This is a genomic window from Streptomyces sp. NPDC050147 (genome assembly GCF_040660195.1).
GTDB lineage: Bacteria > Actinomycetota > Actinomycetes > Streptomycetales > Streptomycetaceae > Streptomyces.
This window is the reverse complement of sequence record NZ_JBFALJ010000022.1, coordinates 66,381-79,009: the sequence shown is the minus strand read 5'-3', so window position 1 is coordinate 79,009 and position 12,629 is coordinate 66,381. Positions and strand designations below refer to the sequence as shown.

The following is a 12,629-nucleotide window of genomic DNA, read 5'->3' as shown; positions in this document are numbered from 1 at the left end:
GGTTGTACGTATAACTTCGAGCGTCATACGTACCATGAGCACTCACCGTGGGTCCATCCCGATCTCCCCCGCGGCACCGATCTGGGAGGTACCAGTAGTGGCCGGGCCACAGAAGGAGCCCGCGGGGCCGCGCCCCACGAGCCGCGACGTCGCACGCGCCGCCGGCGTATCCCAGGCCACCGTCTCCCTGGTGTTCGGCGAGAAGTGGCGCGGCCGGGTCGCCGAGCGGACCGCCGAGCGCGTCCGGGCCACCGCCCGCGACCTGGGCTACCGCCCGAACCTCGCCGCCCGCAACCTCCGCCTCGGCCGCACCAGGACAGCGCTCCTCGTCGTCCCCGCCCTCACCAACGAATTCTTCGCCCGCGTCTACACCGGAGCCGCCCGCGTCGCCGCCGAACACGGCTTCGGAGTCGTCCTCTACCCCTCCCCCGACGGCATGGGCCCCGCCCGCGACCCCTTCGACTCCAGCCGCGCGGCCCTCGACGGCATCATCGCGTCCTCCATCGCCTCCGACGCGCTCGCCACCATCCAGGGCGACGCACTCCCCCTGGTCATGCTCGACAGCGACCCGGCGCACAGCCTCGGCGCCGCCACCGTCAACCTCGACATCGGCGACGGCATGCGCCAGGTGGCCGAACATCTCCTCGCCCTGGGCCACCGCGACTTCCTGCACCTCGCCGCGGACGTCGACTCCTGGACCTTCGACGTACGCTCCCACGCCCTCGCGGCGGCGCTGAGGGGCACCGAGGCCGCCGTGCGCACCGCCCGGGCACTCCTCACCGTCGAAGACGCCCGCGAGGCCGCGGAAGCCGCCCTCTCCACGCCGGGAACCCGCCCGACCGCGCTCGTCTGCGACGACGACATCCTCGCCGCCGGCGCCTGCAAGGCGGCCCGGCGCCTCGGCCTGCGCGTCCCCGAGGACCTCTCCGTGACCGGCTTCGACGACCTCACCCTGGCGACCGCCGTGGAACCCGAACTCACCACCGTGCGGCTCCCGGCGGAGCGGTTCGGCGCACACGGCATGACCTCCCTGCTCGCCGTCCTCGACGGACACACACCCCAGGCCGACACACTCCCCGTCGAACTGGTGATCCGCGGCTCGACCGCCGCCCCCTAGACCTCCACACACGCGTACGCCCCGCGCCCGACCACAGGCCGGGACACGGGGCGTACGACGAACCGAACTACTCTTCGGAGGACCCGGAGTCGGAATCCGTCTCCGGCTCCTCCTCGTTGTCGGACGCGGCGTCCGTGGGAGCCGACGCGCCCCCCTCGAGCAGCCGCGCGAGCTGACGCCCGACGATCCGCTTGAACTTCCGCTGCTGCGGCCTCGTACGGTCGAGCACCGCCACTTCGAGCCGCTCCGCGGGGATCTCGCGCTCGCTGCCGTTGGTGTCACGCGACAGCGACTGCACGGCCAGCTTCAACGCCTCCGCCAGCGACATCCCGTCACGATGACGCTGGTCGAGGTACGCGCTGATCTGCTCGGCATTGCCACCGACCGCGACCGAGCCGTGCTCATCCACGATCGAACCGTCATGCGGCAGCCGGTAGATCTGGTCGGTGTCCGCCGTGGCACCCACTTCGGCGACGACCAACTCCACCTCGTACGGCTTCTCCGCCTGGCTCGAGAAGATCGTGCCCAGCGTCTGGGCATAGACATTCGCGAGCCCACGGGCCGTCACATCGTCACGGTCGTAGGTGTACCCCCGCAGATCGGCGTACCGCACGCCACCGATCCGCAGGTTCTCGTACTCGTTGTACTTGCCGGCGGCCGCGAAGCCGATCCGGTCATAGATCTCGCTGAACTTGTGCAGCGCACGGGACGGGTTCTCGCCGACGAACACGATGCCATCGGCGAACTGCAGCACGACAAGGCTGCGACCGCGGGCGATGCCCTTGCGGGCGTATTCCGCCCGGTCGGCCATGGCCTGCTGGGGTGAGACATAGAACGGCGTCGACACCGGCTATCCGTCCCTTTCTGTCAGTGACTCAGTCAGTGGCGAATACGGATCGATCAGAGCAGCGCGGCCCGCGGGCCGTCGGGCTGCTCCAGGCGCCGCTCCAGGATCGAGCGGGCGATCTCGGAAGACTCCTCATCTCCCAGCCGCCGGAACCCCTCGTCGGAGATCACGGTGACGATCGGATAGATCCGGCGGGCGACATCCGGACCACCCGTCGCCGAGTCGTCGTCCGCCGCGTCGTACAACGCCTGGACGACGAGCGTCGTCGCCTCCTGCTCCGACAGGTCGTTGCGGTAGAGCTTCTTCATCGCACCACGCGCGAACACCGAGCCGGAGCCGGTGGCCGCGAAGCCATGCTCCTCGGAACGGCCGCCCGTGACGTCGTAACTGAAGATGCGTCCCCTCTCGCGGTCCACGTCGTACCCCGCGAAGAGCGGGACAACGGCCAGGCCCTGCATGGCCATTCCCAGATTCGACCGGATCATCGTGGAGAGACGATTGGCCTTGCCCTCCAGGGAGAGCGTGGCGCCCTCGACCTTCTCGAAGTGCTCGAGCTCCAGCTGGAAGAGCTTGACCATCTCCACGGCGAGACCGGCGGTGCCGGCGATGCCGACCGCTGAGTACTCGTCGGCCGGGAAGACCTTCTCGATGTCGCGCTGTGCGATGACGTTGCCCATCGTCGCCCGCCGGTCACCGGCGAGCACCACGCCACCGGGGAACGTCGTCGCCACGATGGTCGTGCCGTGCGGCGCCTCGATCACACCCTGCGTGGGCGGCAACTGCCGGTTGCCCGGCAGGATGTCGGGCTGATGCTCGGACAGGAAGTCCATGAAGGACGAGGAACCAGGCGTCAGGAAGGCAGCCGGCAGACGCCCGGTGCTACGAGTGTTGGCTTCCACGCGTTTCCTTCCAGGTAAGTGACGGCCCGACGCAAGGTGTCGGGAACGTCTCCCAACTTGCCGATGGCCGCATTGCAGTTGAAGCACCGTACGCCAGGGACCCTACCCGTCTCATGGCGGTGATCCACATGAACGGCTGGAGCGTTCGGAGAGATCACATGGGGTCCGGCCGGAGAGCGTCGCCAGGTCATCCGAGGCACGGCGGTCTTACGCCCGCCGGTCATCGGCCAACCCAGCAACCCCCTTCACAACCTCCGCTTCAATCCTTCGAAACGAAGGTGAAAGAGTCTACTCCCCACCCTTTTGAACGAAGGACCTCACGAAGTCCTCGGCGTTCTCCTCAAGGACGTCGTCGATCTCGTCCAGGACGGAGTCCACGTCGTCGCTCAGCTTCTCCTGGCGCTCCTTGAGGTCTTCGGAGCCCTGCGCTTCCTCTGTCTGCTCCTCGACCTCCTCGGTGGAACGCGTCGCCTTCTGCTGTCCGCCGCCGGTGTCCTTGGTCGCCATCTACCTCACCCCGCTCGTTAGGTTCGATGCACTTGATCAGACCCTATAAGCCAGGTCTGACATCGGCCCCGTAGTTACTGCAACGTCCGGGGACCACCTCGATGATTCCCACACGCCGGGTCTTTCAGCCTCCGGAGAGCACCCGTACCAGATCCTCCGCCGTGCGGCAGCGGTCAAGGAGCTCCTTGACGTGGTTCCGCGTCCCGCGCAGCGGCTCCAGTGTGGGCACACGCTGGAGGGAGTCGCGCCCCGGAAGGTCGAAGATGACCGAATCCCACGAGGCCGCGGCCACGTCGTCCGCGTACTGCTCCAGGCAGCGGCCACGGAAGTACGCGCGCGTGTCCTCCGGAGGCTTGGTCTGGGCGCGCTCCACCTGTGGCTCCTCCAGGAGGCGCTTCATCTTGCCGCGTGCCACCAGACGGTTGTAGAGGCCCTTGTCGGGCCGTACGTCCGCGTACTGGAGGTCGACCAGGTGCAGGCGTGCCGCGTCCCAGTCGAGGCTGTCACGGCGGCGGTAGCCCTCCATGAGTTCTCGCTTGGCGACCCAGTCGAGCTCTCCGGAGAGGCTCATCGGGTCGCTCTCCAGGCGGCCCAGGACGTCTTCCCAACGGGCGAGGACGTCCTTGGTCTGTTCGTCGGCGTCGGAGCCGTACCGCTCCTCCACGTACTTGCGGGCCAGCTCGAAGTACTCCATCTGGAGCTGGACAGCGGTGAGTGTCCGGCCGCTACGCAGAGTGATCAGACGCTTGAGCGTCGGGTCGTGGGAGACCTGATGGAGGGTGCGTACGGGCTGGTCGACGGCGAGATCCACCGCGATGAAGCCGTCCTCGATCATGGCGAGGACCAGGGATGTCGTGCCCAGCTTCAGGTACGTCGAGATCTCGGAGAGGTTCGCGTCGCCGATGATGACGTGCAGGCGGCGGTACTTCTCGGCGTCGGAGTGCGGCTCGTCCCGGGTGTTGATGATGGGCCGCTTGAGGGTGGTCTCCAGGCCCACCTCGACCTCGAAGTAGTCGGCGCGCTGACTGAGCTGGAAGCCGTGCTCGTGCCCGTCCTGGCCGATGCCGACACGGCCGGCGCCGGTGATGACCTGCCGGGAGATGAAGAACGGCGTCAGGTGGCGCACGATGTCCGAGAAGGGGGTCTCCCGCTTCATCAGGTAGTTCTCGTGCGTGCCGTACGAGGCGCCCTTGTTGTCGGTGTTGTTCTTGTAGAGGTGGATCGGCTGGGCCCCGGGCAGCTGCGCGGCCCGCTCGGCCGCCTCCGCCATGATGCGTTCGCCGGCCTTGTCCCACAGGACGGCGTCCCAGGGGTTCGTGACCTCGGGTGAGCTGTACTCGGGGTGCGCGTGGTCCACGTAGAGGCGGGCCCCGTTGGTGAGGATCACGTTGGCGAGGCCGATGTCCTCGTCGGTGAGCTGACTGGCGTCGGCGGTTTCACGGGCCAGGTCGAAGCCCCGCGCGTCCCGCAGGGGGTTCTCCTCCTCGAAGTCCCAGCGGGCGCGTCGCGCCCGGTGCATCGCCGCGGCGTAGGCGTTGACGATCTGGGACGAGGTGAGCATGGCATTGGCGTTCGGGTGGCCAGGGACGGAGATGCCGTACTCCGTCTCGATGCCCATTACTCGCCGTACGGTCATGCGGCCCTCCTTGCCCGGCGGCGCTCCCCTTCGGGAACGGCGCTCAAGTACCGCTGGTTCTCCGGTGCGTGTGCGGTGCCCGTCCCCGCACTGCGCGACTCGGCGGTACCGAAGAGCCTAGAGCGCCTTTGCGCTGGTGGGGAGATCATTGCGTTCATTGAAAAACAGACAGCTGCGGGTACCCACGAAGGACACCCGCAGCCGTCCTGTCTTCTACAGGTACTGACCGGTGTTCGCCACCGTGTCGATGGAGCGTCCGGTGTCCGCGCCCTGCTTTCCGGTGACGAGCGTACGGATGTAGACGATCCGTTCGCCCTTCTTGCCGGAGATGCGGGCCCAGTCGTCCGGGTTGGTGGTGTTGGGCAGGTCCTCGTTCTCCTTGAACTCGTCGATGCAAGCCTGTAGGAGGTGGGAGACCCTGATGCCCTTCTGGTTGGCGTCGAGGAAGGCCTTGATGGCCATCTTCTTCGCACGCCCGACGATGTTCTCGATCATGGCGCCGGAGTTGAAGTCCTTGAAGTACAGGACTTCCTTGTCGCCGTTGGCGTACGTCACCTCGAGGAAGCGGTTCTCCTCGGACTCCGCGTACATCTGCTCCACGACGGACTGGATCATGCCGTCCACGGTGGTGCGCCGGTCGGCGCTGTGTTCGGCGAGGTCGTCCGCGTGCAGCGGGAGCCGCTCAGTGAGGTACTTGGCGAAGATGTCCTTCGCCGCCTGGGCGTCCGGGCGCTCGATCTTGATCTTCACGTCGAGTCGTCCTGGCCGCAGGATCGCGGGGTCGATCATGTCCTCACGGTTGGAGGCGCCGATGACGATGACGTTCTCCAGGCCTTCCACGCCGTCGATCTCGGCGAGCAGCTGGGGGACGATGGTGTTCTCCACGTCCGAGCTGACGCCGGATCCGCGGGTGCGGAAGAGGGATTCCATCTCGTCGAAGAAGACGATGACGGGGGTGCCCTCGCTCGCCTTCTCCCTCGCACGCTGGAAGACCAGGCGGATGTGACGCTCGGTCTCGCCGACGTACTTGTTGAGGAGCTCGGGGCCCTTGATGTTGAGGAAGTAGCTCTTCCCCGACGCCTGTCCGGTCACCTCGGCGACCTTCTTGGCAAGGGAGTTGGCGACGGCCTTCGCGATCAGCGTCTTGCCGCAGCCGGGGGGCCCGTACAGCAGGACACCCTTGGGCGGCCGCAGTTCGTGCTCCCTGAAGAGGTCCGGGTAGAGGTAGGGCAGTTCGACCGCGTCGCGGATCAGCTCGATCTGGTTGCCCAGACCGCCGATCTGCTCGTAGCCGATGTCCGGTACCTCTTCGAGGACCAGTTCTTCGACCTCGCTCTTGGGAACCACTTCGTAGACGTAGCCGGAGCGGGGTTCGAGTAGGAGTGCGTCGCCGGGCCGGATGGTGACGTCGAGGAGTGGTTCGGCGAGCCGTACCACCCGCTCCTCGTCGGTGTGCCCGACCACCAGGGCGCGCTCGCCGTCCTCGAGGATCTCCTTGAGGGTGACGATGTCTCCCACGCTCTCGTACTCCATGGCCTCGACCACGTTGAGCGCTTCGTTGAGCATGACTTCCTGGCCACGCCTGAGCTCTTCGAGCTCCACGCTGGGGCTGACGTTCACCCGGAGCTTGCGGCCCCCGGTGAAGATGTCCGCCGTGCCGTCCTCGTTCGCGACGAGGAAGACTCCGAAGCCGGCCGGCGGCTGTGCGAGCCGGTCGACTTCCTCCTTGAGGGCCACGATCTGGTCGCGGGCCTCACGGAGCGTGTTGGCGAGCCGCTCGTTCTGTGCGGATACGCCGGCCAGGTTGGTCTGCAGCTCGACGATCCGCTCTTCGAGAATCCTCGTATGACGCGGAGAGTCGGCGAGCTTGCGTCGCAGGACGGCGATTTCCTGCTCGAGATAGGCAACCTGACCGGCGGGGTCCTCAGACCCTCGCCCCGGCCGGATGCCGCGGTTGATGTCGTCGTCGTGGGCTGCCACGGTCCTCACCTCCTCCAAGGGGAGCTGGACGCTTCCAGACCCTACCTGGGTGGGTGTCGATTGAAACCCCTAGATCACAAAGACGGTAGAGGTGTGTCCGATCTTCACCCTTGCGCTCTCCCTCACGTCAGGTCATTACCCACCCAACAACATCGGAAAGCGAGCGGTTGTATCGTCGAAGCGTTCAACACCCGTCAGAGCTGGCCCGACTTGCTGCCAAGTCGGCTCACTCGGCGTGACGATCGGCAGGAGAGATGACCGTGGGAGACGAGGCCGGTACCGGCTCCGAGAGCCGTGATCCGCTGGAGGTCTGGATCGACCAGGACCTCTGTACTGGCGACGGCATCTGTGCGCAGTACGCGCCTGAGGTCTTCGAGCTGGACATCGACGGACTGGCCTATGTGAAGAGCGGCGATGACGAGCTGTTGCAGGCTCCGGGCGCCACAACGCCCGTTCCGTTGCCGCTTCTGCGTGACGTGGTCGACTCGGCGAAGGAGTGCCCGGGCGACTGCATTCATGTGCGCCGCGTTTCGGACAGAGTCGAGGTCTATGGTCCCGACGCGGCCTGAGGCCACGAACTGACGCGTGAGCAAGGGCCTGTACCCGCCGTCCAGCGGCGGGTACAGGCCCTTGCTCACGCCGGTGCGGTCACACGCTGTGCGCCTCGGCCGGCGTGGACCGCGCGAACGTGCCGTCTTTCCACTGCCACTTGGCCTCGTCCTGGAGGTCGGGGCAGCAGCTGGGCACGTTCGGTGAGGAGTAGCCGAGGAGTGTGGCGGTGATCACACCATCACGTACGGCGAAGTCGCTGACGTTCTGTCGGTCCTTCGGGTCGACGAGTGTGGCGACGACCCGGGGCTTGCCCTGCGTGGCGCGGGTGACGACGTACACGCCGTCGGGCGGTGTGCCCGATCCGGCGGCGCAGTGCACCACGGCGACGGTCTCGGGGCTGCCGTCCCCGTCGAGGTCCCCGGAAGCCTTCTTCTTGACCACGGGTTTCACGTTGCCGCAGGCGAGGGGGTACGTGACGGTGGCCGCGTCCGGGGCGGTCGCGGGCGCGGGGGCCGCCGCGGTCTTCCCGGACGGCTCGGGGCCCGACTGGGCGGCGGTCGCGGGGTCGGGCTGCAGGAAGGAAGAGCCGGCGATGACGGCGGCGAGCGCGGCCGCGGTGGCCAGCCAGTGGATGGGGCGGGTGGTGTTGTGTGCCAGTTCCGGGACGGCGGGGTGCTGCACTAGGAGTGTCTCCTGTGAGGGCTGTGCCGGTGGGGGAGGTGGCCAGCATCGTGCCATACCTCACAGTGCGGCGGAACACCGGGGTCGTCCGCTTCCGTAACCGAAAGACGCCGCCGCCGAGTTCCCCGGTTTCGGGGGGAACTCGGCGACGGCGTCCGTGCGTTCAGCGGTTGTACGCGGGTGCCGGCGGTGCCGGGGCTTTCAGTCTTCCGCGCGGGGGGTGCCGCCACCGGCGTTCGGGCCGGTGTAGTCGTCGCCGTAGGCGCCCTTGGAGGGGCGGCGGCGGCGCATGGGCGGCTCGACGCCGTCCGCGAGGCGGCGTGCGGTGAGCAGGAAGCCGGTGTGGCCGATCATCCGGTGGTCGGGGCGGACCGCCAGGCCCTCGACGTGCCAGTTGCGGATCATCGATTCCCAGGCGGTCGGCTCGTTGAAGCCGCCGATCTCGCGGATGGACTCGACGGTCCGCGCGAGCTGGGTGGTGGTCGCGACGTAGCAGCAGAGGATGCCGCCGGGGACGAGCGCCTTGGAGACGACGTCCAGGCACTCCCACGGGGCGAGCATGTCGAGGATGACGCGGTCCACGTCGGTGTCGCTCAGGTTGTCCTGGAGGTCGCCGACGGTGAGCTGCCAGGCGGGGTGCGGGGAGCCGAAGTAGCGCTCCACGTTCTGCTGGGCGATCTCGGCGAAGTCCTCGCGGCGCTCGTACGAGTGCAGCATTCCCTGGTCGCCGATGGCGCGCAGGAGGAAGCTGCTCAGCGAGCCGGAGCCCACCCCCGCCTCGACGACGCGTGCGCCGGGGAAGATGTCGGCGAAGGCCAGGATCTGCCCCGCGTCCTTGGGGTAGACCACGGCGGCGCCGCGGGGCATGGACAGGACATAGTCGGGGAGCAGGGGGCGCAGCGCGAGGTAGGCGACGTTCCCCGTGGTGCGGACAACGCTGCCCTCGGGAGCACCGATCAGCTCGTCGTGGGGGAAGGAACCCTTGTGGGTGTGGAAGTTCTTCCCGGCCTCGAGCGTGAACGTGTAGTGGCGGCCCTTGGGGTCGGTCAGCTGAACCTGGTCCCCGACCTTGAAGGGCCCGCGTCGGCGGGCGGCACCGGTCGGTTCGGACATGTGACCAGCCTACCGGCCCGTGCGGGGGCCGCCGACCAGGTGGCGGCGTCAGCTGGGGCGGGCCATCGCCTTGACGAAGGCGCGCTCCACGTCGGCGGCTGACAGCACTCCGTAGATCTCGCCGGAGGCCTCGACCACGAGGTACTCGGTGGCGGGCGTCGCCCGGAGGGTGTCGAGGAGTTCCTCGCCGGCCAGTTCGGCGGAGATCCGCATGCCTTCGGTGATGTCCTGGGCGAGGCCGCTGACGGTGACCCAGGGTCGGCGGTGCTCGGGCACGCCGACGATGGCCGCCTCGCGGACCACCGACATCGGGTCGCCGTCGGCGTCGACCACGACGAGGGCGCGGGCCCCGGCGTCGTTGGCGCGGCGCAGCGCCTCGGAGAGCGGGGTGCCGGACTCGACGGGGACGGCGCGGCGGGTCAGCGCGCGGGCGCGGAGTTCGGGCAGGTGCTGGCGCAGGCGGGCCATGCGCAGGCTGTTTCCGGCGCCGGTCCAGATGATCGCGGCGAGGATCGCGGCGAGCAGGGCGTCCGTGATGGTGTCCATGCCGCCGATGTCCTGGCTCTCGCCGCCGAGCGCGCCGGACTGGTTGAGGAGGGGCAGGCCGATCAGGACCGAGATGGCGAGCGCGCGGCCGACCCAGGCGGCGGCGATGGTGCCGCTCATGGGGTTGCCGGTGATCTTCCAGACGACGGCGCGGAGCATGCGGCCGCCGTCCAGGGGCAGGCCGGGCAGCAGGTTGAAGGCGGCGACGATGAGGTTCGAGATCATCAGTCCCGCGAGCAGGACGCCGGGGACGGTGCCGGGCTCCACGAGGCGCATGGCCCCGTAGAAGACGCCCGAGAGGACGAGGGAGAGCAGCGGCCCCACGAAGGCGAGGATGAACTCGCGTCCGGGGGTCTCGGACTCCTTCTCGATCTCCGAGACGCCGCCGAAGAACTGCAGCTGGATGCGGCGCACCGGCAGCTTGAAGCGCAGGGCGGCGACCGTGTGCGCGAGCTCGTGGACCAGCACGGAGGCGTAGAAGGCGACGGCGAAGAAGAGGGAGACCAGGTAACGGGCGGCGCCCAGCTCGGGCAGGACGCGGTCGAGCTGGCCGCCGAAGACCCAGGTGATGAGGGCGGCGACCAGGAACCAGCTCGGCGCCACGTACACGGGCACGCCGAAGGGGCGTCCCATCAGAAGTCCTCCGCCGGGGCTCTTCTTGCCGTTCGGAGGGGTGGCCTTCTCGGTGGGGCCTTGGGTGGCGTGCGCGAACTCGGGGTGCGTGTCGCGCGGGGGGTTGCCGGGCGTGTCGCGCGGGGGTTTGGTGAGGCGGTCGGCGGGCCGGGCCGGTTCCGCCGCGGGCGCCTGCGCCCGCTCGGACTCGGGCGCCTGCTCGGACTCGGGCACCTGCGGGGTCGCCTCGTCTCGGGCCTGGGGCCGGGCGGTGTCTTCGGTGCTGCCGTCCCCGGTGGTGTCCGCGGCCGTGTCCACCGGATGTGCCGACTCCGGGTGGGCGGAGTCTGCCGCGGCAACCGGACGCCGGCCGTCCGTGCCGTCGGAGCGCGGCCTGCCGCTCCCGCCGCTCTCGTCCACGATGTCCCCTCGTTCGATAAGCGTCCCTCGCCCCTGCCCGGCGCGGTTCACGCTCGATCATGCAGGGCGAGAGGGTCTGCCGTCGATGGTATGCGGCCGTTGTCAGTGGCGGGCCGTAGGGTCTGTCTACATGGAAACCAGCACCGAGGGCGCCGTGACGGCCGTGCGTCCGGCGTCCCTGTCGCCCTCGCGGGCCAGCGACTTCATGCAGTGCCCGCTGCTCTACCGGTTCCGGGTGATCGACAAGCTGCCGGAGAAGCCGAGCGAGGCGGCGACCCGCGGCACGCTGGTGCACGCCGTCCTCGAGCGGCTTTTCGACGCGCCCGCGGCTGAGCGGACCGCGCCGCGCGCCAAGGAGCTGATCCCGGGCCAGTGGGACCGTCTTCGCGAGGCCAAGCCGGAGCTGACGGAGCTGTTCGCCGGCGACGAGCAGGGTGAGCGGCTCGCGCGCTGGCTGGCGGACGCGGAGAAGCTCGTCGAGCGGTGGTTCACGCTTGAGGACCCGACCCGTCTGGAGCCCGCCGAGCGTGAGCTGTTCGTGCAGGCGGAGCTGGAGTCGGGCCTGAAGCTGCGCGGCATCATCGACCGGGTGGACGTGGCGCCCACCGGCGAGGTGCGGATCGTCGACTACAAGACGGGCAAGGCTCCCCGCCCCGAGTACTCCGAGGGCGCGCTCTTCCAGATGAAGTTCTACGCCCTGGTGGTGTGGCGGCTGAAGGGCGTGGTCCCGCGCCGCCTCCAGCTCGTCTACCTGGGCAGCGGCGACGTCATCACGTACGACCCCAGGACCGAGGACCTCGAGCAGGTCGAGCGGAAGCTGCACGCGCTGTGGGAGGCGATCACGCTCGCCACCGAGACGGGTGACTGGCGGCCGAGGCCCACGAAGCTCTGCGGCTGGTGCGACCACCAGGCCGTATGTCCGGAATTCGGCGGGACTCCCCCGCCGTACCCCCTTGCGGTGAGGGTGCCCGAGTCCGCGCAGGACGCGCAGGGCAGAATGGCCCCGGGCTAGCGAAGGAGAGTTACGTGGCGATCCGTGTCCTACTGGTCGATGACCAGCCACTGCTGCGCACCGGATTCCGGATGATCCTGGAGGCCGAGCAGGACGTCGCGGTCGTCGGCGAGGCCGGAGACGGCCTGCAGGCTCTCGACCAGGTGCGGGCTCTGCAGCCCGATGTGGTCCTGATGGACATCCGTATGCCGAGGATGGACGGCGTCGAGGCGACCCGGCAGATCACCGGGCCCGGCCGGGACGGACCGGCGAAGGTCCTGGTCCTGACCACCTTCGACCTCGACGAGTACGTGGTGGAGGCGCTGCGCGCGGGTGCCAGCGGCTTCCTGCTCAAGGACGCCCCGGCGAACGAACTGGTGCAGGCGATCCGGGTGGTCGCGTCGGGCGAGGCGATGCTCGCGCCGAGCATCACCCGCAGACTCCTCGACAAGTACGCCGGTCATCTCCCGTCGGGGGACGAGCCGGTGCCGGACACCCTGCACACGCTCACCGAGCGGGAGGTCGAGGTCCTCAAGCTGGTGGCGCGCGGCCTGTCGAACGCGGAGATCGCGGCGGACCTGTTCGTGAGCGAGACGACGGTCAAGACGCATGTGGGCCATGTGCTCACGAAGCTCGGCCTCCGCGACCGGGTGCAGGCGGCCGTGTACGCGTACGAGAGCGGTCTGGTGCGGCCGGGCGCCCAGCAGTAGCAGCAGACGGTCCGGCCG

The 12,629-nt window shown here is 68.8% G+C and carries 12 protein-coding genes and 1 pseudogene; 4 read left to right on the top strand and 9 right to left on the bottom strand.

The window, feature by feature from the left end; translation table 11 throughout:
* Positions 1-34: 34 nt before the first annotated feature.
* Positions 35-1,117: a LacI family DNA-binding transcriptional regulator gene (locus AB0I94_RS29220; protein WP_363312687.1), complete on the top strand. Its 1,083-nt coding sequence runs from the start codon at positions 35-37 to the stop codon at positions 1,115-1,117.
* Positions 1,118-1,184: 67 nt separating this feature from the next.
* On the opposite strand, the gene prcA is transcribed toward AB0I94_RS29220, so the two are convergent.
* From prcA to arc, 6 genes and pseudogenes are all read right to left on the bottom strand, one after another.
* A complete protein-coding gene (gene prcA / locus AB0I94_RS29215) occupies positions 1,185-1,964 on the bottom strand; it encodes a proteasome subunit alpha (protein ID WP_363312686.1) in 780 nt (259 codons plus the stop codon).
* Positions 1,965-2,017: 53 nt separating this feature from the next.
* Positions 2,018-2,863: a proteasome subunit beta gene (prcB, locus tag AB0I94_RS29210; RefSeq protein WP_363312685.1), complete on the bottom strand. Its 846-nt coding sequence runs from the start codon at positions 2,861-2,863 to the stop codon at positions 2,018-2,020.
* Positions 2,815-3,006: pseudogene (locus tag AB0I94_RS29205) on the bottom strand (endonuclease domain-containing protein); the annotation flags it as partial. The pseudogene AB0I94_RS29205 and the gene prcB, both read right to left, overlap by 49 nt.
* A gap of 145 nt (positions 3,007-3,151) precedes the next feature.
* Positions 3,152-3,370, bottom strand: a complete 219-nt coding sequence (locus tag AB0I94_RS29200; RefSeq protein WP_160503981.1) for a ubiquitin-like protein Pup — start codon at positions 3,368-3,370, stop codon at positions 3,152-3,154.
* Between the two features lie 124 nt (positions 3,371-3,494).
* Positions 3,495-5,006 carry a depupylase/deamidase Dop gene (gene dop / locus AB0I94_RS29195; RefSeq protein WP_363312684.1) on the bottom strand — a complete coding sequence of 504 codons (1,512 nt, stop codon included), beginning with the start codon at positions 5,004-5,006 and terminating at the stop codon, positions 3,495-3,497.
* Between the two features lie 213 nt (positions 5,007-5,219).
* A complete protein-coding gene (gene arc / locus AB0I94_RS29190) occupies positions 5,220-6,986 on the bottom strand; it encodes a proteasome ATPase (protein ID WP_361834188.1) in 1,767 nt (588 codons plus the stop codon).
* A gap of 254 nt (positions 6,987-7,240) precedes the next feature.
* On the opposite strand from arc, the gene AB0I94_RS29185 reads away from it, so the two are divergent.
* Positions 7,241-7,555 carry a ferredoxin gene (locus tag AB0I94_RS29185; RefSeq protein WP_363312683.1) on the top strand — a complete coding sequence of 105 codons (315 nt, stop codon included), beginning with the start codon at positions 7,241-7,243 and terminating at the stop codon, positions 7,553-7,555.
* Between the two features lie 79 nt (positions 7,556-7,634).
* Here the strand turns inward: AB0I94_RS29185 and AB0I94_RS29180 are convergent, their stop codons facing one another.
* The 3 genes from AB0I94_RS29180 to AB0I94_RS29170 form a co-directional block, all read right to left on the bottom strand.
* On the bottom strand, positions 7,635-8,219 hold the full coding sequence (locus AB0I94_RS29180; RefSeq protein WP_363312682.1) for a hypothetical protein: 585 nt from the start codon (positions 8,217-8,219) through the stop codon (positions 7,635-7,637).
* A gap of 201 nt (positions 8,220-8,420) precedes the next feature.
* Positions 8,421-9,332 carry a tRNA (adenine-N1)-methyltransferase gene (locus tag AB0I94_RS29175; RefSeq protein WP_363312681.1) on the bottom strand — a complete coding sequence of 304 codons (912 nt, stop codon included), beginning with the start codon at positions 9,330-9,332 and terminating at the stop codon, positions 8,421-8,423.
* A gap of 48 nt (positions 9,333-9,380) precedes the next feature.
* Complete coding sequence (locus AB0I94_RS29170; RefSeq protein WP_363312680.1) at positions 9,381-10,910, bottom strand: site-2 protease family protein; 1,530 nt, start codon at positions 10,908-10,910, stop codon at positions 9,381-9,383.
* Between the two features lie 130 nt (positions 10,911-11,040).
* On the opposite strand from AB0I94_RS29170, the gene AB0I94_RS29165 reads away from it, so the two are divergent.
* Both AB0I94_RS29165 and AB0I94_RS29160 read left to right on the top strand, forming a co-directional pair.
* Complete coding sequence (locus AB0I94_RS29165) at positions 11,041-11,922, top strand: RecB family exonuclease (RefSeq protein ID WP_363312679.1); 882 nt, start codon at positions 11,041-11,043, stop codon at positions 11,920-11,922.
* A 14-nt stretch (positions 11,923-11,936) separates the two neighbouring features.
* A complete protein-coding gene (locus AB0I94_RS29160) occupies positions 11,937-12,611 on the top strand; it encodes a response regulator transcription factor (RefSeq protein ID WP_363312678.1) in 675 nt (224 codons plus the stop codon).
* Positions 12,612-12,629: the final 18 nt, after the last annotated feature.

What these genes read in the sequence shown, in the direction of transcription:
- AB0I94_RS29165 (WP_363312679.1), top strand. Translation starts at nt 11,041, where the DNA reads ATGGAAACCAGCACCGAGGGCGCCGTGACGGCCGTGCGTCCGGCGTCC.
- AB0I94_RS29185 (WP_363312683.1), top strand. Translation starts at nt 7,241, where the DNA reads ATGACCGTGGGAGACGAGGCCGGTACCGGCTCCGAGAGCCGTGATCCG.
- dop (WP_363312684.1), bottom strand. Translation starts at nt 5,006, where the DNA reads ATGACCGTACGGCGAGTAATGGGCATCGAGACGGAGTACGGCATCTCC.
- AB0I94_RS29175 (WP_363312681.1), bottom strand. Translation starts at nt 9,332, where the DNA reads ATGTCCGAACCGACCGGTGCCGCCCGCCGACGCGGGCCCTTCAAGGTC.
- AB0I94_RS29220 (WP_363312687.1), top strand. Translation starts at nt 35, where the DNA reads ATGAGCACTCACCGTGGGTCCATCCCGATCTCCCCCGCGGCACCGATC.
- AB0I94_RS29200 (WP_160503981.1), bottom strand. Translation starts at nt 3,370, where the DNA reads ATGGCGACCAAGGACACCGGCGGCGGACAGCAGAAGGCGACGCGTTCC.